Genomic DNA, 23,292 nt, shown 5'->3' with positions numbered 1-23,292 from the left:
GTTCGTATGATAGACTTCCATACTCATACCATATTCAGCGATGGAGAACTCCTGCCCTCGGAATTGGTCAGAAGGGCTGAGGAGAAAGGATATAGGTTCATAGCTCTGACGGATCATGTCGATCGATCCAACTTCGACTTCGTGATTCCCCGCTTGTTAAGGTGTGCAGCTGAGCTCAATACGGTCACATCGGTCAGGGTTTTGGTCGGCGCTGAGATCACACATGTGCCACCTCCCCTGATCCCCTCCCTTGTGGAGGACATCAGGAGAACGGGAGCCCAGTTGGTGGTGGCTCATGGTGAGACATTGGTTGAACCGGTAGCCAAGGGTACCAATAGAGCAGCGATAGAGGCGGGCGTGGACATTTTGGCCCATCCGGGGCTGATCGAACCGGATGACGTGAAGCTTGCTGCTGAGAAGGGGGTTTATCTGGAGATATCCTCGCGTAAGGGCCATTCGCTTGCAAACGGTCATGTGGCGAAGCTCGCCCGGCTCTACGGCGCTAAGCTTCTGATAAATACCGATTCGCATTCCCCCTCCGATCTGATAACCCTTGACTTCGCCCGTAAGGTCGGTATCGCCGCCGGTCTCTCGGAGGAGGAGGTGGAATCGGTATTCAAGGATGCCTTTAATTTAGCTATGAGGTTGATGGGAAAAACGAAATTTCGGGAGGAGTTTGCGGATGTTTAAGATAAACTGGTGGAAGGTGAGCCTGATAATCCTCATCCTTATCTTCTCCATCCTCTATATCCTGCCAACGCCATCCAGCACCTACGGCCCGCTCTACGGGTACCTGGAGGTCTGGATGCAGAGGGAGATCCCCCCGCCGACGGTCACCGATGACGGCGCCATAAGGTTCGACCTCTCAAAGGCGAAGCTTCCCGCGGGCGTCGATCTATACGAGGCTGTGGATAAGATCCAGACGATCCTCAAAAGCAGGCTCGAATCCCTTGGAATACCTGAAAGCCAGATCTCCTTTTCGACCACGGCCAAGAGGGAGGTGTTCGTCAGGGTGAAGGGTAAGGGGAAGAAGGAGATGGAGGGGATACTGCCCAAGCTCCAGCTTTACGGCAAGATCCCCCTATCCCTGAGACCCCTCATACCGGATAAGAGGTTAAACCTGGGGTTGGATCTCAAGGGCGGGGTTTACCTCGTGTTAGAACTCGATATGAAGGAGTCAAAGAAGGCGTTGCTTCAGGAGAGAAGCCTTGCACTGAGGGAACGGCTTCGTTCCGAGAGGATATTGGCCAGCTCCATAGAGGTTCGTGAGGATCAGAACGCTCTCCTGGTCAACATCAGGATACCGCCCGGCTCAAGTCCGTCCGAAAGGACGGAGTATCTGAAACAGGCGGAGAAGATCTTGGGTGAGCAGAGGTTCTTCGCCCCGCCTCGGAGGATATCCGAGGGGCAGAACGAGGTGAAGTACCTGGTCAAATTGAGCCAGGACGGGCTGAAGAAGTATAGTGAGGATGCCATCGATAGGGTTCTGGACGTCCTGAGGAACAGGATCGACGCCTTCGGAGTCGCCGAGCCCTCGATCAGAAAGGTGCCGAATCAGCCCAGGATAATCGTCCAGCTTCCAGGGGCTAAGGATTCATCCCAGGCGCTCAACGTCGTCAAACGGATGGGCAGGCTGGAGTTCAAGCTGGTGGCCGACAGAAACGGATCTCCCTGGATGGGAGACGCCAATACACCCCCTCCTGAGAATATCCCCGACGGCACCGAGATAAGATACAGCCCCGAAGGGGATTGGTATGTTCTGAAGAAGGAAACGTTGCTCACCGGCGAGAGGATAAGATCGGCTGGTGTAAGACAGCGGGGCTTCGGATATGTCGTTACGCTCTCCTTTGATTCGGCAGGATCGAGGAGGTTCGCCGAGATAACCGGCGACAACGTGGGCAAACATCTGGCGATACTCCTCGACGGGAAGGTTCAATCGGCCCCTAGAATCAGGGAGAAGATCTCCGGAAACGCTCAGATAGAGGGGAATTTCACCGCTCAGGAGGCGACCGACCTGGCCAGGATCCTCAGAGCGGGCGCCTTCCCCGTTGGCGTCAAGGTAGGTGAGGAGAGGACCGTCGGGCCGACGCTGGGCAGGGAATCGATCAGCAGGGGCATCAAAGCAGCTTTGATCGGAATGGGGATGGTGGTAGTTTTCATGATCTTCTACTACAGGGTCTCCGGCGTTATAGCGGTTATCGCCCTTATGATGGACATGGTGATCCTTATAGCTGCTCTCGCGGGGTTGGGGGCAACTCTGACGTTGCCGGGACTGGCCGGGTTGGTGTTAACGGTAGGCATGGCGGTGGATGCCAACGTGCTCATATTCGAGAGGATCAGGGAGGAGATAAGATCGGGTAAGACGATCCGATCAGCTGTGGATAGCGGATATAAAAGGACGCTGTGGACGATTCTCGACGCCAATATCACCACGCTGTTGACCGCCCTCGTGCTCTATCAGTTCGGGACGGGGCCGGTCAAGGGATTCGCCGTCACCTTGAGCCTGGGAATCCTGGCGAGCATGTTCACCGCCCTGTTCGTGACGAGGGAGGTTTACAACATCATCTATCACGGTCGAACGGTTAAAAGATTAAGCATCTGAGGAAGGAGAGGAAAGGTGGAACTGCTAACTAATGTCAACATAGATTTCATAGCCAAACGCCGGATAGCATTCGCCATCTCCGGAAGCTTGATCCTGATAGGTCTGGTCTTCCTCGTGATAAATGGGCTTAACCTCGGCATAGATTTCAGGGGGGGCGCCCAGATAGAGATCAGGTTTGCAAACCCCGTCACCATCGATCAGGTTAAAGCGAAGCTCTCTCAGCTCGGCTATAAGGCGATCGTGACCGACGCAGGGAAGAACACCTATCTGATATCCATAAGGCATGAGGGGAAATCGGCCAACATCGGCAGAACGGTCAAGGCTGCCTTTCAGAGCGATGAGAGCTTCAAGGTGCAGGACGTCTCCATATCCGAGGTCGGGCCGAATATAGGCAAGGACCTCAGAAAGGCCGCCCTGCTTTCGATCTTCTTCTCGCTCCTCTTTCTATTGGGATATATCGCATGGCGGTTTGAGCTGAAGTTCGCCGTGGGAGCCATCCTGGCGTTGGTGCATGATGTGACGATTACACTCGGCTTCTTCTCCATCTTCGGCTGGGAGGTAAACCTGCCCACCTTGGCGGCATTTCTGACCATCATCGGATACTCGCTCAACGACACAATAGTCGTCTTCGACCGGATACGTGAGAACCTCCGATTGCTTAAAGGATGGAGGTATGCCGATATAATCAATCGCGGTATCAATCAAACGCTCAGCCGAACGATCATAACCTCTCTGACAACGCTGATGGCCACCATCAGTCTGCTGATTCTCGCAGGTCCGGGCGAGGTGCGTATCTTCGCCATAGCTCTTACCATCGGTGTGGTGGTCGGAACCTACTCCTCCATATTCATCGCAAGTCCGATCGTATACAGATGGTATATGAGATCACAGAAAAAGAAGGCGTAATCCCCGATGAATCGGAAGATCGTCCCTGTGTTGTTGTCCTTTCTGCTCAGCGGGTTAGGACAGATCTACAAAAGGGAATATTCCAAGGGCGGTTCACTGGCCCTTTTAGAGATGACCTCCATACTGCTTATCTCAAGCAGACAACCCACTCTGTATGAGTTAGGTATCCTGGGATTCCCGATAATATGGGTGCTTGGAATGCTCGACGCAGCCGATCTGCTCTCCTTCGAGTATCTCCTCGCCGGGGATAGATGGAAATGGCTGGTTATCGGTGGAAGCTTCCTCGCCATAGCCCTAGCAACGGGGATGTTCGTCGGAGCGATGTGGAGGTTCCGTCCATTACCTTCCCATAAGGTGGCAGCACCTGAAAAGACGATAAAGCCGACGATACCGTCTAAACCCATTTCAGTTGAAAAACGATCGGATAGACCGGAGGGGAGATATATCATCAGCTTCGGAGCTTTCAAGATCGAGGATAACGCCAGACGATACGCGTCCCGGCTCAACAGGATGGGGTATTCGGTCAAACTGAGATCGATCGGCGATAAATGGATGGTCATAATGGGCGGGTTTAACACCATCGATGAAGCCCGAGCGAAAGCGCTGGAGTTAAACCGCAACGGGCTGGATTGTTATGCGGCCGAGACGAATAGGCCCAGATTTCCCGTCTTCATACCCCAAAAAGGCAGATGATAGCCTTGTGGAAGCTATGGTTTATCTCCGAACTCCTCACCGTAACGGCGGCTATTTCCGTCCTCCTGTTCCTCCTTCGGCGCCGGGGCAGGCTGAGGATCGAGACGCGCGGAAGGGTTAAGATGCTGATAAGAGGATTGGCACATGAGATAAGAAATCCCCTCAACAGCCTTAACGCCCACCTTCAGCTCCTACAGGAGGATATAGCTTCCGACGAGCGGCTGAAGGATGCGGGGGAGTACCTGGACAGGATCGAGAGGATCAGAGGGGAGGTACAGAGGTTAAACAGGATACTCAACGATTTCCTCAGATACATGCGTCTGCCCGATCCAAAGCTCGCCCCCACCGATATGAGGTCCCTCGTCGACGAGGTTTTGGACTTCATAGAGCCGGAATCCCGAAGGCTGGGCGTGGAGGTGATGAGAAAGATGGAGCCCGTTCCACTGGTGATGGCCGATGCGGCGCAGGTTAAACAGGCATTGCTTAACCTCATACTCAACGCGCACGATGCCATGCCGAAGGGAGGTAGGATGACCGTCTCGGTCAAACCGGACGGCAGATTCGTCAGGATAGATGTATCGGACACCGGAGCCGGCATTCCGCCCGAGATGATCGACAGGATATTCGAGCCTTTCTACTCGACCAAGGGCGAAGGGACAGGACTGGGATTATCCATGGTCAAGCAGATCATGGATAACCATTCGGGCCAGGTTAGGGTGAAAAGCGAAGAGGGAAAGGGCACGACAGCCTCCTTGCTTTTCCCCGTGAGGTGATCAAATTGGACGAGAGGCAAAGACGTATTCTCATAGTGGACGATGACCCCTCCGATCTGGAGGTGATAGCCGAGGCGCTTGAGAGGGAGGGATATGAGATCGTCAAGGCGCGATCCGGTAAAACGGCACTTAAGATAATCAATTCTGAGGACTTCGATCTGGTGGTTACCGATCTGAAACTGCCCGATCTGGACGGGATGGAGATATTGAAAAAGGCGAAGGAGGAGATACCCTATGTCGAGGTGATCGTGCTGACCGGATATGGAACCGTGGAGGGGGCCGTCGAGGCGATGCAGAGCGGAGCTTTCACCTTCCTTCAAAAGCCCGTTGATATCAATATCCTGAGACAGACCGCCAGTAGGGCGATCGAGAAGCGGGAGCTGGAGCTTGAAAACCTCCGCCTTAAGGAACAGATAGAGCGCAAATACAGGTTTGAAAACATCATCGGCAGAAGCCCCCAGATGCAGGAGATCTTCCGTCAGATAAGGAGGGTCGCCCCGACAAAGGCGAACGTGCTGATCATAGGTGAAACCGGCACGGGCAAAGAGGTCATCGCCAGGGCCATCCATCAGAACAGCCCCCGCAGGGACAAACCCTTTATCGCCGTCAACTGCGCCGCCATACCGAAGGATCTGCTCGAAAGCGAGCTCTTCGGCCACGAAAAGGGCGCTTTCACGGGAGCCGTCAGACAGCGGACCGGATATTTCGAGCTCGCCGACGGCGGAACGTTGCTGCTGGATGAGATAGGCGAGATGAGCCCGGAGGTGCAGGCGAAACTGCTCAGAGCTATAGAGACCCGCGAGTTCTGGAGGGTCGGCGCCAGCAAACCCATACAGGTGGACGTGCGTATCATCTCATCGACCAACCGAGATCTGGAGGAGGCCGTAAGGGAGGGGAAGTTCAGGGAGGATCTCTACTATAGGCTGAAGGTCTTCACGATCAAGGTGCCGCCGCTGCGCGAAAGACGGGAGGATATCCCGCTCCTGGTCCAGCACTTCATCGAGGAGATCTGTAAACAGAACAACAGGTCCCCGATCAAGATCTCCCGCGAGGCTATGGATAAGCTGATAAGCTATAGCTGGCCCGGCAACGTGAGGCAGCTCAGAAATGTGATCGAAAGCGTCATCATCACGGCCACATCGGATACGATCGAACTCAAGGATCTGCCCGAGGAGATCAGGGGATCGACGCCCGCTGATAAGGATGAATCGGACAGGATCGACATCCGCGTGGGCATGTCTATGGAGGATATAGAGCGTGAGGCGATAAAGCGAACGCTGATAGAAACGGGAGGCAATAAGACCAAGGCGGCCAATATCCTCAAGATCGGCCTCAGGACGCTCTATCGGAAGATCAAGCAGTACGGATTGGAGGATCTGAGCTAGATATCGTCTGGTTTCCAAGCGCTCAGGGTGGGACGAGATCGTGCATTTCTCGGAAAGTTAGGCGACATCGCAGAGAGGTCAAAAAATGCTTTATGATCACAATTCATGGGTAGGAGGAATTAAAATGGGAAAAGTGGTCGAGAAAATAAAGGTCATAAATGTCTTTGAGCCCGAAAGAGCAATCGAGACCGAGGCCGTTATTGATACAGGAGCAACTATGCTTGTTTTACCTCAAAATGCTATCGATGAACTTCATTTAAAAAAGATGAGGGAAGTGAAAGTAAGATATGCGAACAACAAAACGGAAATCAAATCAATTTATGGTATTGTAACTGTGGAAATGTGTGGTAGAGCGGGCGAATTCAATGTTCTGGCAGAACCAGAAGGTGCTCAACCTCTTGTAGGTCAGATAATACTTGAGCAGTTAGACCTCATAGTTGATCCGAGCACAAGGAAGGTTATTCCTAATCCAAGATCACCAGAGATGCCAATGGTGGAAGTTTTAATGGCAACGTCGCCTAACAGCGGATATACGACCACGCTTCGCTCCACCCAAATTCGGTAAAGCCGAACCTCGTATGCCAGCAAAACGTTATATGAAATGACGGTGAAATGAAGAAGATGAAGGTGAAAGTTAAAATTCCTTCAAGTGAAGAGGAGTCCTGGAATATCGTTTGGAAGTGGTCCTGGTTTACAAGAGAGTTATGGGAATCGGAATATTGGAATGAGATACGAAAAGGTTTGAAACCGTTATTTTCACTGCTCACCCTGTTAAAAGTTAAATCCGTGTTAGATTGCTCATGTGGGCTTGGGTTTAAGACGGTGCTTATCGCCGAAAAGGGATATGAAGTTGAAGGCTCCGACGGCAGCGCGATTGCCGTTAGATATGCCCCGCAGCTTGCAAAAGAAAGAGGTGTTAACATTCGGTTCTTTCACTCCCGCTGGGAGGAGTTGGGACTTAAATGTGGCCGCACCTATGATTGTGTGTTTAGCGATTATTTCGACGAGATAGAAACCTATGAGACTCTAAAAGCCTCAGCTGCAGGTATTTATTCCGTTCTTAATTATGATGGTAAATTCATATTCGGTAGTCTTAATCCCGAATTGACGACAAGATCGGGTTTAAAGAATCTAATCGAAAGGGAGTGGGAAAATCGGGAGAAATTGGTAATCCTTCCCCCCTATGAAAAGGATGGTATGAGGGTGACAAGCATTGAAGTTGCTGAAAAGACCGCCGAAGGTATCCTTGAAAAACGCATCTACCTTATTGAAAAACAAGGTATTATGAGGGCGGAAATAGCTTTTATAATGAATCCCAGAATCAAATGGACATTTCAGGACTATGTTAAAATATTGAAGGAAGTAGGGTTCAAAAAGGTTGAATGTATTGGGAAAGGGGGAGATATATTTAATATAGCTACAAAATGAAAGAAACCGCCACTTCATATAACAGCATGCGCGTCGATAAATGCCATTTCGGAGGAAAGACGTTGAAGGGGAGATACGACGCTGTGGTGGTCGGAGCGGGGCCGGCCGGTTCGACCGCCGCTAAGGTCATCGCAGGGGAAGGTCTCTCGGTGCTGCTGCTTGAAAAGCGTCAGGAGATCGGCTCGCCCGTCAGGTGTGCCGAGGCGGTATCGCTTGGAGAGCTCAGCCGGTTCGTGAAGCCCGATCCCAGGTGGATATCCGCGTGGATAAACGGCGGCAGGATCTTCTCGCCCGACGGCACCCCGGTCGTGGTGGAACAGCCCGGAGCAGGGGTGGTCCTGGAGAGGAAAATCTTCGATAGATATCTCGCCCAGATGGCCGTTGAGGCGGGAGCCGAGGTGCTCGTCAAGGCTCAGGTATTCGACGTGATAAAGGAGGAGGACTTCGTCAGGGGCGTGCGCTTCAAACATCTGGGCAGGATCTACGAGGTTCGATCCGATCTCGTTATAGCCGCCGACGGGGTCGAGTCACAGGTGGGAAGATGGGCCGGATTGGACACCGCCCTTAGGATCGATGAGATAGACGTCTGCGCCCAATACCTGATGGCTAACGTGGAGATCGAGCCGGAGTTCTGCGACTTCTATCTGGGACATGAGCTCGCGCCGAGGGGATATGCCTGGGTCTTCCCCAAAGGCGATCGAACGGCAAACGTAGGGGTGGGAATCGGCGGGACGATCTCCGGCGGAGATGGAAGGCTGGCCCTGGATTATCTGAACAGATTCGTCAGGGACAGATTCCCAAACGGATCGATACTCTCCCTCGTCGTCGGAAGCGTCCCCATAGACGGAACGCTCCCAAAGATCGTCGCGAACGGGATCATGATAGCCGGAGATGCCGCCCATCAAAACGATCCCCTCTCCGGAGGCGGGATAATCAACGCCATGATAGCCGGCCGAATAGCGGGAGAGGTGGCGGTCGAGGCGATCAAGGCGGGGGATACGTCAGAGCGGTTCCTCAGCCGGTATCCCGAAAGGTGGGACCGGGAGGTCGGCAGGACCTTCAAACACCTCCGCAGGGTGCGGGAGGGGGTGCTCAGGTTCAGCGATGAAACCCTGGACAGATGCGCCCATGCCCTCTCGAAGATACCGGGGGGAGAGCTGACCGTCTTCCAGATCTTCAAGACCGTGCTGCTGAACGATCCCAGACTCCTCCTTGAGCTGAGACATCTGGCCAGATTCGGATGGTTCGGATGAAGCTGCTAAAGATCGATATGCATGTTCATACCGAGTTCTCCCCGGATTGTCGCACGAAGCTCGATGACATCCTCCGGATATGCGATGAGAGGGAACTGGATATCGTCGGAATACTGGATCACAACTCGATCGAAGGCGCCCTCAAACTCAACGAGATGATGCCCGGACGCGTGATCGTGGGGGAGGAGATCAGGACGAAGGAGGGCGAGGTGGCGGGTCTGTTCCTGAAGGAGAGGATTCCCCCGGATCTCTCTCCGGAGGAGACGATAGAGAGGATAAAGGAACAGGGCGGATTGGTCTACATCACACATCCGTTCGATATCTTCCGCAGGGAGGTGATCAAAAGGGAGGCTTTCCTGAGGATATATCCCCTTGTCGACGCCATCGAGGGATTTAACGCCCGAAACGTGCTGAGATGGTCGAACAGAAGGGCGATGAGATTCGCTGAGGAACACGATATCCCCGTCGGAGCGGGCAGCGATGCACACATGACCTTCGAGATCGGACGTGGATACGTGCTGATGGAGCCGTTCGAAGGGCCAAAGGATTTCCTCGAAAAACTCAGATCGGCAGGGATAGGGGGCAAAAGCTCCTCATTCCTTTTCAACTTGGCCACCAAACTGTATAAGATCGTCAAGGGCGTTTGATACGGAGGTGATGGGTGAAAAGGGAGACCCTCTCCAGGTTCATAGGGCTGATGAAAAGGTTCGAAGAGAGGTTCGGGGAGGGGGAGATGGGCTTCGCGACGGCCCCCGCCAGGATAAACATCATAGGCGAGCACATAGATTATGTGGAGTATTTCAAAACCGCCGTCCTCCCGTTCGCCAGCGATCGACACACCATGATCGTCGCCTTCAGGCCGAGGGAGGATGATATCGTCAGGGCCGAGACCCTCACGCCCGGATACCCTCCAGGGAGCTTCTCCATCGGCGAGTTCCGCCCACCCGACGATCCCGATCCAGGCCGACGCTGGATGAGCTATCTGGCCGAGCTGGGCGTCCCGCCTCCCAACTGGATCAACTATATCAAGGCCTCCGCCTTTTACCTTCAGAATCTGCGTCCGGAGGAGAACCTCAGGGGCATCGATCTGCTCGTCGAGTCGACCATACCCCCGGCGGGCGGCGCCTCCTCCTCGTCCGCCCTTGTCGTCGCCTCAGGGATCGGCATAAGGGCCGCTAACGGGATGAAGATCGATATGGACGAGTTGGCCGAGTCATCCTCTAGGGCCGAGTGGCTCGTCGGAACGCGCGGTGGGAAGATGGATCACGCGACGATGTGCTTCGCCAGGGAAAATCACGCTCTGCTCATAAGCTTCCACCCGTTCTCAGTCGAACCGATCCCGATGCCCGTCGGGCGGTACAGATGGGTGACCTTCTACGCCCATCCGGCCGATAAAGGCAGCGCCGTGATGAGCGAATACAACGAGCGATCCGCCGTCTCCAAATTCATCATACCGGCCCTCCTGAGGGATGTCCTCTCACGGAACGAATCGCTTGAGATCCGGTGGAGGTCCCTTCTGAGTGCCATAGCCTCGCGCGATAGGGCCTCGCTGGATAGGGAGTGGGAGACGATCGAGATGGTTCTCTCGCTCCTGCCCCAATCCATCACATTGCGCGAGTTCCTATCGAGATTCGAAGAGATGGAGGGCGAGCTCAGGGAGCTATATCCGGCGCTGTTTCAGGTCAAGGGGATGGATTCGCCGCTGAAGGTTCGGGATAGGGCCGAACATCACTTGGGTGAGATAAGGCGGGTCATAGCGGCGGCCGAGATCCTGAAAGAGGCCCATGAGGCCGGATCGGAGGGGGATATCAGAGGCGAGATCGATAGGATGACGCAGATCGGCCGTCTGCTCGATGAGACCCACCGCAGCCTCAGGGACCTCTATGAGGTGAGCACCGGAAGGATCGAGGAGCTGATCCAGCTCATACGCTCCTGTGACGGAGTCCTGGGAGCTAGGGTAATGGGAGGAGGGTTCGGGGGGAACATCCTGGCGTTGATTATAGAGGAGGACGTCCGGAGGGCGATCGAAAACGTCCGCAGCTGCTCCTATAAGGACACGATCATGATCTCATCACCTGGCGATGGATCCATCTACGTCCCGTCATCCGAGTCAAAACGGTTCAGGTTGATCGAGTTGGTAAACGATCCGGTGAGATGGAGGGAGAATGAGGATGAGATCAGGGCGATAGTCGACGGGCTCCTCGGAGAGGGACCCTCCCGGCCGGTGAAACCGGTGATCGTCGCCGCCGGCAAAGGGGTGAGGGCGAGGCGGAGCGGGCTCGAGGTCCCCAAGCCCCTCGCGCCGGTCTTCGGAATTCCGGTGGTGAGATATGTCCTCGAGAAGTTCCTCGCCCTTCCCTTCGACGTCGAGAGGCCGGTGGTGATCGTAAGCCCCGAGACGCTCGATCCGATCAGAAAGGCCCTTTCGGGATATCAGGTCGACTACGTCGTTCAGGAGGAGGCGCTGGGGACGGCGAACGCCGTGTTCTCCGCGAGGGAGAGGTTGAGGGATTTCGACGGAGACGTGGCGGTGATATGGGGCACACAGCCCGTCGTCAAGGTCGAAACCATAAGGGATTCCATCCTGATCCATCAGGCAGCTCGATTCAGCAGCATGACCTTCCCGACGGCTCTGAGATCGAATCCCTACGCGCCGATCGTGAGGGATGAGGAGGGATGGGTGATTGACAGCCTCGAGACCCACCTCGAGGGGGCGAAGGCCCCTGAGGTCGGCGAGGATAACATCGGCTTCTTCCTGCTCCCGTGCCGCGAGATGTTTGAATCCCTGGGAAGGCTACATCGCGAGCATTATCTGCCTGAGGGGAAATACGACACACCCGGGGGAGAGCTGGGGTTTCCCAACATGATGGTCAGGGAGATGGCACGCGAGGGGAAAACGGTCCTGGCCCTGGCGATGGCCGATCCGAGGGAGACGAAAGGCATAAAGGCGAAGGAGGATCTGGAAACGGTCGAAAGATACATCCTGCAGCTCTCTCGGAGCTGGGAGGAGACAGGAAACAGGAGGCGGAATTTGAACGATCATCCTTTACCCTTCAGTGGGATGACGCATATCATCTTTAAAACCTTATCCCCCTTGTTCGTAAACTGATGCTTCTCGTTGGGCTTGATGAATATGGCGTCGCCCGATGAGAACGGCACCTCGCCGTCCTCCAGCCTGACTGCCCCTTCGCCCTCTATTATGAAGACCTCATGTTCCCATGGATGGGTGTGGAAGGGAGTGCTGCTTTGAGGTTCGACCTCGAAGAGCCTCATCGAGAAGTTTTCGGCCCCGTCCCTTTCATCCACCAGCCAGTATAGTTTCACCCCCTGGCCGTATCTCTCAAGCCTCGCCTCATCATATCTCCTCTTGAGCATCCCATCACCTCTCACGGCAGATTTCGGGGCAATTTTATCATCTTCGCCTCCCATCGTCAACGACCATTTCTTCACACCGATATCCGTAGTTGTCTTAGCAGAAGCCTTTGTGATATAATGCTTTTGCCTATCGGAAAGCCGTCTAATCCCCGCTGAGGTCGGCACGCCCTCATCACCGGAACCCTATGGCGATAGCTCTCCCGGTGATTTTGCTGTTGTATGTCTCCCCATAACGGTTTATAATTTGTCCTCGATGGAGACGTGAGAGGTAGGGAGATGTCCACGAAGCTGGAAAGGATCCTCTGGATAGACAGGGAGATTCGGGCTGGGAGATACCCGAACGCCCGTAAGGTTAAGGAACGCTTTGAGCTGCGGAACATCAGGACGGCCTATGGAGACAGGAGGTTCATGATAGATCGTCTGGGAGCTCCGATCGGATATGACAGGATCAAAGGCGGATGGTACTACACCGAGCCGAGCTACTCACTGCCCTCCATAATCCTGACAAAAAAGGAGATAATCGCCTTCTTCCTGGGAGAGGAGCTCGTCAGGCGGTATCTGGGAACCCCCTTCGAACAACCTCTGCGCCTGGCGTTGAAGAAGATAACGCAATACCTGCCGGAACACATAAGCTTCGATCCGGAGGAGACGTTATCGGGGATCGTCTTCACCGGAGGCTCGACGGTCGAGGTCGACACCGAACTGCTTGCGGATCTACATCAGGCGATAGAGAAAAAGTGTCAGGTGGAGATCCTCTACTACACGGCCAGCCGTGACGAGTTGAACGAGAGAACCGTCGATCCATACCATCTTCACAACATCCGCGGCGACTGGTATCTGATAGCCTTCTGTCACAGAAGGGGTGAGGTGCGCGATTTTCTCGTAAGCCGCATAAGGAGATTGAAGGTCCTGCCCTACCGATTCGATAAGGACCCGAGCTTCTCGCTCGACGAGTATCTGTCCAAGGGATTCATAGCCGAACGGGGAAAGGAGCCGGTCGAGGTTGTGATCAAATTCGACGCCTACCAGGCACGCTGGATAAGGGAGCGCAGGTGGCATCCGAGCCAGAAGATAGAGGAGCTGGCCTCCGGAGAGCTTATACTGCGGTTAAGGGTGGGTGGATTGGATGAGGTAAAGCGGTGGGTGATGGGTTATGGTTCGCATGCCGAGGTGCTCCAGCCTGAAAGCCTCCGCAGGGAGATAAGGGAAGAGATCGAAAGGATGAAAAAAGTTTACGGCTGAAAGGTGAGTGCATATATATTGCACTCGCACATGTTATAATTAGGGAGAGAGGAGACGGGAAACAGGAGAAAGCATCCTTCTGTCTCCCACATATCTGGGGGTGATGGGTCCGTGAGGATAATCTTGACGCTACAGCCGCTTGACGGCGCTCTCACCCTGCCGATTCAGTATAACAGCTTGGTTCAGGGGATGATCTATCACAATCTGGAGAGGGCGATCGCCGACTGGCTGCATGACGAGGGTTTCCCCTCCGGAAAACGCCGTTTCAAGCTCTTCACTTTCAGCCGGCTGATGGGGAGGTATCGTATAGGGCGGGATGCTGAGGGACGATCCATCACCTTCCCCGGCCCGATCAGGCTTCACGTGGGCTCGGTTCACGATAGATTTCTCGAGTCGCTGATCGAACATCTGCTACGTCAATCCATCGTGTTTATAGGGGAAGGTCGATGTGAGGTGGTGTCGGTGGAGGTTGAGGAGATACCGGAGGTGAGCATGCCGGTCAAAGTCCGTGCCATTTCGCCGATCACGGTTTACAGCACGTTGATGACCGGCGACGGGCGAAGGAAGACTTACTATTACAGCCCTTTTGAGGTGGAATGGGAGAAGCACATTCTGGCGAATTTGGGGAGGAAGGGCAGAGCGCTCGGGTGGAGTGATGATGAAATTATGAGCCTGAGCGAGGGACATATCCGACCTGTCAGGGTTCGGAAGGGGGATGAGAGCGTGGTGATGTATCGTGATACCGTGATAAAGGGCTGGACGGGGATCTATGAGCTGGACTTACCCGAACCCTTCTTCCATCTGGCCTACGACGCCGGATTGGGCGCGAAAAACTCACAGGGGTTTGGGATGGTGGAGATAATTGAAACAGGGAGGGATGAAAGTGATCAGAGGGATTAAAGCCATCGGCGAAGCTATTATCGAAGATATGGAAGATCCTCGGTTAGATCTGGCAAGGTTTTTGATCGAAGATCTCTCTAAGCCCAGAGGTGAAAAAGGATATGTAGTCATTTTGAAGATCAATACCGACAGGCCATCTCTCTCACTAGACATCGGTTCAGAATTTTCGGAACCTTCCCTGGAGATCGGAGCTAAGTTTCTCTGGGTAGGGAAACCGACAGGGGCAAATGATGATCAGGATCGGTTAACCACGGATAAGGTCGAATATCTCATCTCGCAAACGATACCGAATCTCATCAGGGAAGATAGATTGGAAGGGGGCGAGCTTAGATCCTTGCTCGAGAAAACTTTTCATACCATATTCTTCGATCTAGGCGATGGTGAAAGCTCGCTGTTTAAAGGACAACACAGGAGATACAGATATATCTGGGATCTCAAGGGCCTTGGAATTGAGGATGCGCCTGAACCTAAGGAGCTGAAAGAAATTGTTCAGGAAAGCGGAGACCGCAAAAGAGGGGTAAAAGAGGTCGCTAAGGTTCTTAAAAACGAGATTAAATCCCAGTTGGATATCAAGCCGGATGATATCTCACTTTACACTCTTGAAATAGATGGAGAACTCGTTGCTCAACATCCGGATTACAGGAAGTACATCTTCAAGAGATTGGTAGATGATAGGTTCGTCAATGCGGAAGAGGGGATATGCCATATCTGCGGCGGAAAGAAGGTGGTTACGTGGAACACTAAGCAGTTTAAGCTCTTGAAGTTTTACATCACCGATAAAATCGGTTTCTCCAGCGGACTGAAAGGGGAGAGGGGTGGTTTCCTCAGCACATATAGGATCTGCAAGGATTGTTATATGGCTCTTCTAGCAGGGGAGAACTTTGTCGGTAACAGACTGAAATCGAACTTAGTTCTCAGCGATGTTTACGTGATACCATCCTTTCATATGGATGTCGGTCTGAACAAGGATAATCTGGAGGTATGGGCTGATTATCTGCAAGGCTCTTTCGGCAAGGTGAGTAGCGTGGACATGTGGAGAAAGTTTCAGAAGGAATTTAAGAATTACAGTGAGATGGAGAAGAACAAATCTTACTTCATGTTTAATTTCCTCTTCGCCAGCAGACAGCAGGCAGCTGTGAAGATAAGCAAGCTAATTCAGGATGTCCCGCCCTCAAGGCTTGATCTGCTGATGGAGGAAGAGGGGAAGATCTTCGAATTAGCTGAGAGGTTTTTCGGTGAAGGTCCTTGGAGTTTAAAGCTGAATTCGATTCTGTACCTTTTTCCCGTTCGAAAAGGAGCTCAATCTGTCCGCGAGGTGCTTGAGGTCTATGATGCCCTTTTCACCGGTAAACCTCTATCAGGAGCCTTTCTTAGGAGAAACTTTATCGAAGTGGCAAGGATGTATCACCATGAAAGCTTCGGGGCTTACATCCATAGGCCGCCCAGCGATTCCGCTGACATAGCTATGATTAGGTTCTTAATTCAATCCCAACTCTTTCTGAAATATCTTGAAGGGTTGGGGATGCTCAATGATAAAAGGAGGGATGAACCAATGTCCGGTATAATTCAAGACTTGGAACCCGAATTGAAGGAATACCTGAGTGAGATGGGATTTGACGGTCCCAGATCATCTTTGTTCCTTCTGGGTTATCTAGTCGGACAGGTGGGGAATGCCCAAGCTTCGATATCGAGAGGTGGAAACGTCAAAAAGCCTATACTCAACAAGATCAACTTCATGGGCATGCCGTTTTCCAAGATAATGCGCTTGTCCAATGAGATATTTGAGAAACTCGAGCAGTATGGGAAGCTCGACGGCTTTAATGAGGTGATCTTCTCTGTCATGAAAGAGCTAATGGACAGATACAAAGACAAATGGGGTTTAACTCCTCAGGACAACGTCTATTACATCCTTTCAGGCTATGCTTATGCTACCAGAAAAGCCATAACGCATAAAAAGGAGGGAGGATAATGAGTGTCATCACAAAAAACTCTGAGATCCTTTTCATCTACGATGCCAAGCTGTGTAATCCAAACGGCGATCCCGATGAGGAGAACCGACCGAGAATGGACTACGATACCGGTCGGAACCTCGTAAGTGATGTGCGCTTGAAGCGTTATCTGAGGGATTACTGGCTAGGTATAGGATATGATATCTGGGTCAGAAGAATAGAAGAGAGCAGCGAGGAAAAAACGGTCACTGCCAAACAGAGGATCGATCTCCTAGCAAAGGAGTTCGGAGCGAAGAGCGCGAAAGAGGCTCAGAAAAAATCGGAGTTCAAGGGGTGGCTTCTCGATAAGCTGGTCGATATCAGGATCTTCGGGGCGACTATGCCGATAGGGGAGGAGGGCGCAAGAGGAGCTTCCATGACCCTGACCGGACCGGTCCAATTTTCCTGGGGATATTCGCTCAACAGAGTTGAAATACTTCCATCTTCTACCATCACCTCAACCTTCGCCGGAAGAGGGGGAGAGGAGAAGGGCGAATATGGAACCATGGGCAAGGATTGGCGCGTGAAATACTCAGTCATAGCCTTTTACGGGTTAACAAGCGCTTGGAGAGCTAGACACACGAACCTAACGGAGGAGGATATCACGCTCCTCGACCGCTCTATGATCAAGGCGTTGCCCCTGGAAGCTACTACACGCAGTAAGATCGGTCAGACGCCAAGGCTTTACATGAGAGTTGAATACAAGGATGATACTACATTTCTCGGAGATTTGAGAAGCTACATCTCTATCATACCTGAGGAAGGATTGTCCGACATCGTCGATTTTAAGATGGAGTGCTCTAGACTTGAGGAGTTGTTGAACGGTAACAGGGAGAAAATCAGCAAGATCGTTCTCTGGAAACATCCCGACCTGAAGGGGGCGGTGTTCGAAAAGCTCAAGGATATAACGGTAGAGGTTAACCCGGGGGAAGAAGATGAAGAGAGCGAGGAATCCTGAGACGATCCTGATATTTGACATATCAGGGCACATGGCTCACTTCAGGAAGTTCTACACCAATTCATCCTCACTCTCATACTCCTTTCCGCCTCGTCCAACTATTTGCGGGCTCGTGGCCGGAATTCTGGGCAGAGAGCGCGACTCTTACTATGAGGATTTCTCCTTGGGAAAATGTGGGATAGGTGTCTCGATGAGAACTCCCATCAGGAAGATCACGCAGACGGTGAATTATGTGATGACTAAAGATAGGTACCAGGTTGATGGAAGTAAAGGAGGAACCCAAATCCCAATCGAGTTTGTCTTTCCTAGGGCAGGGATGACCTTGCTGATCTATCGGATATATTTCTGGCATGCGGACGAGACGATCCTGAACGAACTTTCCTGGAGAGTGAAGGAGAAAAGGCCCATTTACCCACCATATCTGGGCATAACGGAATGCCCGGCGGAAATAAGATGGATTGCGCTCGTCGAATCAGACGATCTGAGATATCTGAAGGATGTGGGAGAACCTCGACCGATCTCAACCGTCGTACCTATGAGCCGGGTTCGAGGTAACGGGCTTAAGATCTCACCCGGCATTCAAATCCTGAAGGACAGAATCCCGTTGGAGCTTAGTCCAGGGAGATATCTGTCCTCTGTTGACGACGCCATTTACGAGCGAGAGTGTAAACCCTTGAGCTTAATAGTTAGCGGGGATATATTCCACATCTCCTATCGCGATCCCATCATCGACCAAAGGATAGAAGAGTATACAGTGTTCATGGAACCGGGGTGAAGCTATGGAGGAGATGAGATTTTTATCCCATCCTGATAAGCCTTTAATCGAACATCTCAAAGAGGTAGGCGAGCTGGCGGAGGAGTTCATAAAAAGCGTTCCCCTAGGGAATCAATCTGAGCTGTCTCTGACAGCTCGCCTCATAGGATTTTGTCATGACTTTGGGAAATACACCTCCTTCTTCCAGGATTGGCTTATTCGCAAAAAGGACTCCGGCCGAAAGAGGAACCACGCTCTAATATCAGCCCTTTTAGCAGCCTGGGTTGTCTCCATGGAATTCGGAAACCCTTTCCAGAAGGAAAGTATCACATCATACCTCCCTATTCTGGCGTTTCTGGCCGTTCATAGGCATCACGGGGATCTCAGAGATCCCGCCCTGATCTTGCATGATCCGGATGAAAATTCCTCGGAATGGATAAGGGATAAGAAGGTCCTACAGGATCAAATCGAAAATCTGCTCGATTCATCTAGGCTTCCCTATCTTGAATCCGAGATGGAGAGATTGGGAATTGAGGGGATCACAGATTTTCTGAACATTAACACGATAATCGAGATCTACAGAAAACTCCGGAAACCATCTCTTTATTACATCGTACAGGGCAGCTTGTCGGATGAGTTCCGACTTAAACTCGCCTTTACAGCTCAACTTCTTTTCTCAGCTCTTATAGATGCAGATAAGCGGGATGCAGGTAGGGTAAGAAAAATCGGGAGGAAGAAGATCCCATCGGATATCGTTGATCATTACATCAAGGAGAAATTCCCTGTCCCTAAAAAACGGCTGGATCCACTGCGGCGAAGGGTCTACGAGGAGGTTACCCATTCAATCGAGACAATTCCTTTAGAGGATCTACATGGTCATATCCTTACTCTCACCGCTCCGACCGGGTCAGGAAAAACTCTGACTGCTCTATCGGCAGCGATTAAGCTTAGGAATAGGATAGAAAAGGAAAAAGGATATACCCCCAGAATCATCTATTCTCTCCCGTTCGTCAACGTGATAGATCAGAACTACGGGGTATTCCATGATGTTCTTAAAACGCTGGACGACTTTGAAAGGGATGAATCGGCTTATCTGCTGAAACATCATCATTTATCTGAAGTCACCTATAAAACGGAGGATGAAAGAGTTCCGCTGGATGAAGCTCTCATGTTGACAGAGAGCTGGGAGAGTGAGATCACGGTTACCACCTTCGTTCAACTACTCCATACCCTCATAGGTTTCAAGAATTCCTTTCTGAAGAAATACCATAATCTTGCCGGAGCTATCCTCATCCTGGATGAGATTCAAAACATCCCTGTGGAACAATGGAGGCTGGTAGGGGAGATTTTGAGAGGAGCCGCTAAATATCTGGGGTGCACAGTCATTCAAATGACCGCTACGCGTCCGCTGATCTTCAGTAAGGAAGAAACCATTGAGCTGTTGCCTGATCCTGAATCTTGTTTTTCCAGGCTCGATAGAACTTCTATTCATGCTCGAACCTCCAAGCTTTTACCAATTGAAGATTTCACTGATATGATTCTTGAAGAATGGGATGGTAAAACCTCGCTTTTAATAGTTCTAAACACCATCAGGGCGTCTATAGAGACCTATGAACTCCTTAAAAGGAAGCTGAAATGTCATCCGGTGGTGGGTTATCCGGAGGAGGATGAAGTTCAATCTGAAGAGCTCTCTATCGTCTATCTCTCTACAAATATCATCCCGATCCAGCGTAGAAAGAGAATCGAGTTTTTGAAAGAACGACTGAACGAAGAGAAACCAACCATACTGGTATCTACACAGGTGGTAGAAGCAGGAGTGGATCTCGATTTCCACCGTACCATCAGGGACATAGGACCGCTAGATTCAATTGTCCAAGTCGCTGGCCGCTGTAACCGATCCTGGGATCGGGAAACACCTGGACAGGTGAGAATTATTAACCTGAAAAACGGTGGCGCACCATGGGTTTACGGGAAAATCCATATCTGGCTCGCAAAGGAACTCCTCCGGGACAGGATACTTCGTGAGGGGGATTTCTACTCTGCGGTGGAGACCTTTTTTGGTGAGGTTCGATCGAGAAAGGACGATACAGAATATTTAGAGATACTGAAAGCTTTCCGTCATCTCCGATTCGACCGTGATAGGGATATGCCAAGAGTCAGCGATTATCGATTTATCGAGAAGGGAATTGAGATCCCGATTTTCGTAGCTCTCACTGAAGAAGATGAGATAATTTGTGAACGTTTCATCCATGAGGTTTTGGAAAGGGAAGATCCCATAGAGAGAAAACGGGCATATCTTTCCATCCGCAGGGAGTTCAAGGGCAGAGTGATCACCCCGCTCTTAGAAAGGGCGAAGGAAAACCTGCCTGGTCCGCTCGCTGAAAACACCCAATATCGAAAGATCCCTCTCGATAAGGATTATCAAGATCGGTTCTACGATCTTGAAACGGGTTTTAAGTGGCTGCCGGAGGAAAAAGCATGGGTCTGGTAACTCCTTTCAGAGGAGAAATACCTGTAACCGGCACTTTGGTCTGGTACTACTACATCTGCCACCGTGAGGTATGGTTGATGGCGCATGAGATCGAGCCGGAAAGGGAGAACCCGTTTTTAGAGTTGGGAAGGCTCATTCATGAGGAGTCTTACCAGAGGGATAAGAAAGAGTTCAAAACGGACGGGATGAAGATCGATCTGGTTCGGAGAGAGAAGGGACAATTGGTTGTAGGCGAAGTAAAAAAATCCTCGCGTTTCCTGGAATCGGCTGAGATGCAACTGGCGTATTATCTGTGGCGACTCGATCTGATGGGCGTGGAGGCGAAAGGTGAGCTTCTCATACCCAAAGAGCGAAAGCGAATACCGGTGGAGCTCTCAGATGATCTGAGATGTAAGCTGGAGGAAGCCATCGAGGATATCAAACGCATCGCAACTTTAGAGTCTCCTCCCCCTCCACACCGCATCCCGTTCTGTCGGAACTGCGCCTATAGAGAATTCTGCTGGGGATGAGGTGAATCTATATGAAACAACCGATATACATCTTCTCCGACGGCGAGCTCCAGCGAAAGCAGAATACCATATCTTTCGTGGATTCGGAAGGAAAAAGAAAATACGTTCCCGTGGAGGGGACCTCCGAGCTCTATATCTTCGGCGAGGTGGATTTGAACAAGCGCCTGCTGGAGTTTCTAACCCGATCGGAGATCCTGATCCATTTCTTCAACCATTACGGCTATTACATCGGCTCGTTTTACCCGAGGGAACACTACAACTCCGGTTGTCTCATCCTCAAGCAGGCCGAACATTATCTCGATCTGATAAAAAGGCTTGACCTTGCGAGACGATTCGTGTCGGGAGCCATTGAGAACATGAAACAGGTGCTCAGCTATTACCTGCGCAGAGGGGTGAACCTGGAAGACGCGATAAACGCTATCGAGCTTACGGGCTCCTCGCTTGATCGGCAGGACTCGCCGGAATCCCTCATGGCGGTTGAGGGAAACGTTCGTGAGATCTACTACGGCGCCTTCGACCTCATCCTTAAGCAGGGGGAGTTCTCGTTCACGAAACGCACGCGCCGACCGCCTCAGAATCGCCTGAACGCCCTGATCAGTTTCGGAAATTCGCTGATGTATGTCGCGGCTCTCAGCGAGATATACCGCACCCATCTCGATCCGCGAATCGGCTTCCTTCACGCCACTAACTTCCGCAGGTTCACCCTTAACCTGGACGTGGCCGAGATATTCAAGCCCATAATGGTGGATAGGTTGATCTTCAGCCTTGTCAACAAGGGACAGATCAAGGCGAGGCATTTCTCCGAGTCCGCCGGCGGGGTATTCCTTACGGAAAAAGGACGTAAGGTCTTCATCGAGGAGTGGGAGAAACGGCTTCGCACGACCATAAATCACCCCAGATTGAAACGCAAGGTCTCCTATCGCCGTCTGGTTCGCCTGGAGCTTTACAAGATCGAGAAGCATCTATTGGGGGACGAATCCTATAAACCCTACAAGGCGGGGTGGTAGCTTATGTTCACGATCATGGCCTACGACGTGAACGTAGCGAGGGTAAGTAAGGTTTTGAAAATCGGGAGGAGATATCTGAACTGGGTTCAGAACTCCCTTTTTGAGGGGGAGCTCTCCCGAGCTCAACTGGAGAAGCTTAAGTCGGATTTGAGGAGGGTGATCAACGAGGAGGAGGATTCCGTGATCTTCTATCTCCTGAGGAGGAGCCAATATATGGAGCGCGAGACCATGGGGGTGGAAAAAGGTGGCGAGAGCTCGTTTCTATGAGCTAGGGGGATTTCCGTCGACCTCCGGTAGCGCGGGAATCCCAGGGGTTCGACGGATAAGGTTGAAGTTGAAGGATGCTCGACGTGCAAAGGTTTCACCAAGCCGGGGAAGCCTAAAGGAAATTTTATTTCTTGCATTTGGTCCTTATAGCAGCTATAATTTTTTCGGCTATCGCAATGGGGTTCGTAGGATACCTATGAGGGATTGAAACCGCCAAATCCCTTGGGTGGATTGATTCCAGATCCGTGGTTCGTAGGATACCTATGAGGGATTGAAACTCATCTTGTCCTCTCCCCCTATATGAATCGGTTAGGGTTCGTAGGATACCTATGAGGGATTGAAACATGAACCTCAAAGCCGTTTATCTGAGACAGAAGAGAAGTTCGTAGGATACCTATGAGGGATTGAAACCTTCCCCGACCGGCGGAGAAGGGATACCCATAACCTGTTCGTAGGATACCTATGAGGGATTGAAACTTTCAATGGGAGGGCTGGATGGTACATATGTCGATGTGTTCGTAGGATACCTATGAGGGATTGAAACCGCCGTAGATCGTGCCGTGGTTGCCCTTGCCTGAGTGTTCGTAGGATACCTATGAGGGATTGAAACTAGGAACTTCTTCCCCGATATCACCTGATAAAGCTTGTTCGTAGGATACCTATGAGGGATTGAAACTTTCAATGGGAGGGCTGGATGGTACATATGTCGATGTGTTCGTAGGATACCTATGAGGGATTGAAACCGCCGTAGATCGTGCCGT

The 23,292-nt window shown here is 51.9% G+C and carries 21 protein-coding genes and 1 CRISPR repeat array; of the genes, 20 read left to right on the top strand and 1 reads right to left on the bottom strand.

The annotated features are described in order from the left end of the window. The first annotated feature begins 6 nt into the window (after positions 1-6). From J7M22_14630 to J7M22_14580, 11 genes are all read left to right on the top strand, one after another. Positions 7-690, top strand: coding sequence for a histidinol phosphate phosphatase domain-containing protein (locus tag J7M22_14630; GenBank protein MCD6507841.1), 684 nt, complete (start codon positions 7-9; stop codon positions 688-690). Continuing rightward, complete coding sequence (gene secD / locus J7M22_14625; GenBank protein MCD6507840.1) at positions 683-2,602, top strand: protein translocase subunit SecD; 1,920 nt, start codon at positions 683-685, stop codon at positions 2,600-2,602. Before J7M22_14630 ends, secD begins: the two co-directional genes overlap by 8 nt. A 15-nt stretch (positions 2,603-2,617) precedes the next feature. Then, positions 2,618-3,508, top strand: coding sequence for a protein translocase subunit SecF (secF, locus tag J7M22_14620; protein ID MCD6507839.1), 891 nt, complete (start codon positions 2,618-2,620; stop codon positions 3,506-3,508). A gap of 6 nt (positions 3,509-3,514) precedes the next feature. Beyond that, positions 3,515-4,201 carry an SPOR domain-containing protein gene (locus tag J7M22_14615; protein MCD6507838.1) on the top strand — a complete coding sequence of 229 codons (687 nt, stop codon included), beginning with the start codon at positions 3,515-3,517 and terminating at the stop codon, positions 4,199-4,201. 5 nt (positions 4,202-4,206) lie between these two features. Further along, positions 4,207-4,974, top strand: coding sequence for a two-component sensor histidine kinase (locus J7M22_14610; GenBank protein ID MCD6507837.1), 768 nt, complete (start codon positions 4,207-4,209; stop codon positions 4,972-4,974). A gap of 5 nt (positions 4,975-4,979) precedes the next feature. Then, complete coding sequence (locus J7M22_14605) at positions 4,980-6,359, top strand: sigma-54-dependent Fis family transcriptional regulator (GenBank protein ID MCD6507836.1); 1,380 nt, start codon at positions 4,980-4,982, stop codon at positions 6,357-6,359. A 124-nt stretch (positions 6,360-6,483) separates the two neighbouring features. Beyond that, on the top strand, positions 6,484-6,924 hold the full coding sequence (locus J7M22_14600) for a hypothetical protein (GenBank protein ID MCD6507835.1): 441 nt from the start codon (positions 6,484-6,486) through the stop codon (positions 6,922-6,924). A gap of 56 nt (positions 6,925-6,980) precedes the next feature. After that, positions 6,981-7,787, top strand: coding sequence for a class I SAM-dependent methyltransferase (locus J7M22_14595; GenBank protein ID MCD6507834.1), 807 nt, complete (start codon positions 6,981-6,983; stop codon positions 7,785-7,787). A gap of 62 nt (positions 7,788-7,849) precedes the next feature. Next, positions 7,850-9,040, top strand: coding sequence for an NAD(P)/FAD-dependent oxidoreductase (locus tag J7M22_14590; protein ID MCD6507833.1), 1,191 nt, complete (start codon positions 7,850-7,852; stop codon positions 9,038-9,040). After that, the gene (locus J7M22_14585) at positions 9,037-9,687 is read left to right on the top strand and encodes a PHP domain-containing protein (protein MCD6507832.1); all 651 of its coding nucleotides are present in this window, start codon (positions 9,037-9,039) and stop codon (positions 9,685-9,687) included. The genes J7M22_14590 and J7M22_14585 overlap by 4 nt, the downstream gene beginning before the upstream one ends. A 14-nt stretch (positions 9,688-9,701) precedes the next feature. Beyond that, positions 9,702-12,149: an NTP transferase domain-containing protein gene (locus J7M22_14580; protein ID MCD6507831.1), complete on the top strand. Its 2,448-nt coding sequence runs from the start codon at positions 9,702-9,704 to the stop codon at positions 12,147-12,149. On the opposite strand, the gene J7M22_14575 is transcribed toward J7M22_14580, so the two are convergent. After that, entirely contained in the window at positions 12,080-12,415 is a 336-nt protein-coding gene (locus tag J7M22_14575; protein ID MCD6507830.1) for a cupin domain-containing protein, read from the bottom strand. The genes J7M22_14580 and J7M22_14575 overlap by 70 nt on opposite strands. A gap of 276 nt (positions 12,416-12,691) precedes the next feature. Between J7M22_14575 and J7M22_14570 the strand changes: the two genes are divergently transcribed. From J7M22_14570 to cas2, 9 genes are all read left to right on the top strand, one after another. After that, positions 12,692-13,657 carry a WYL domain-containing protein gene (locus J7M22_14570; protein ID MCD6507829.1) on the top strand — a complete coding sequence of 322 codons (966 nt, stop codon included), beginning with the start codon at positions 12,692-12,694 and terminating at the stop codon, positions 13,655-13,657. Positions 13,658-13,846: 189 nt separating this feature from the next. Continuing rightward, positions 13,847-14,557 (top strand): CRISPR-associated endoribonuclease Cas6, encoded by a 711-nt coding sequence (cas6, locus tag J7M22_14565; GenBank protein ID MCD6507828.1) that lies wholly within the window; start codon positions 13,847-13,849, stop codon positions 14,555-14,557. Beyond that, entirely contained in the window at positions 14,535-16,526 is a 1,992-nt protein-coding gene (locus J7M22_14560; GenBank protein MCD6507827.1) for a TIGR02556 family CRISPR-associated protein, read from the top strand. The genes cas6 and J7M22_14560 overlap by 23 nt, the downstream gene beginning before the upstream one ends. Further along, the gene (gene cas7b / locus J7M22_14555) at positions 16,526-17,503 is read left to right on the top strand and encodes a type I-B CRISPR-associated protein Cas7/Csh2 (GenBank protein ID MCD6507826.1); all 978 of its coding nucleotides are present in this window, start codon (positions 16,526-16,528) and stop codon (positions 17,501-17,503) included. Before J7M22_14560 ends, cas7b begins: the two co-directional genes overlap by 1 nt. Next, entirely contained in the window at positions 17,481-18,278 is a 798-nt protein-coding gene (cas5, locus tag J7M22_14550) for a CRISPR-associated protein Cas5 (GenBank protein ID MCD6507825.1), read from the top strand. Before cas7b ends, cas5 begins: the two co-directional genes overlap by 23 nt. Before the next feature lie 13 nt (positions 18,279-18,291). Further along, complete coding sequence (cas3, locus tag J7M22_14545; GenBank protein MCD6507824.1) at positions 18,292-20,748, top strand: CRISPR-associated helicase Cas3'; 2,457 nt, start codon at positions 18,292-18,294, stop codon at positions 20,746-20,748. Beyond that, on the top strand, positions 20,736-21,257 hold the full coding sequence (gene cas4 / locus J7M22_14540) for a CRISPR-associated protein Cas4 (protein MCD6507823.1): 522 nt from the start codon (positions 20,736-20,738) through the stop codon (positions 21,255-21,257). The genes cas3 and cas4 overlap by 13 nt, the downstream gene beginning before the upstream one ends. Before the next feature lie 11 nt (positions 21,258-21,268). Further along, positions 21,269-22,264 (top strand): type I-B CRISPR-associated endonuclease Cas1, encoded by a 996-nt coding sequence (gene cas1b, locus J7M22_14535; GenBank protein MCD6507822.1) that lies wholly within the window; start codon positions 21,269-21,271, stop codon positions 22,262-22,264. 3 nt (positions 22,265-22,267) lie between these two features. Further along, the gene (cas2, locus tag J7M22_14530) at positions 22,268-22,531 is read left to right on the top strand and encodes a CRISPR-associated endonuclease Cas2 (protein MCD6507821.1); all 264 of its coding nucleotides are present in this window, start codon (positions 22,268-22,270) and stop codon (positions 22,529-22,531) included. Between the two features lie 181 nt (positions 22,532-22,712). Then, positions 22,713-23,274: direct repeats of the CRISPR family, unit length 30 nt; unit sequence GTTCGTAGGATACCTATGAGGGATTGAAAC. Positions 23,275-23,292 lie beyond the last annotated feature (18 nt).

The sequence above is a fragment of the Candidatus Poribacteria bacterium genome, assembly GCA_021162805.1.
Classification (GTDB): Bacteria; Poribacteria; WGA-4E; order B28-G17; family B28-G17; genus JAGGXZ01.
The sequence above is the reverse complement of the archived record's forward strand: the minus strand, read 5'-3'. Positions and strand labels throughout refer to the sequence as shown.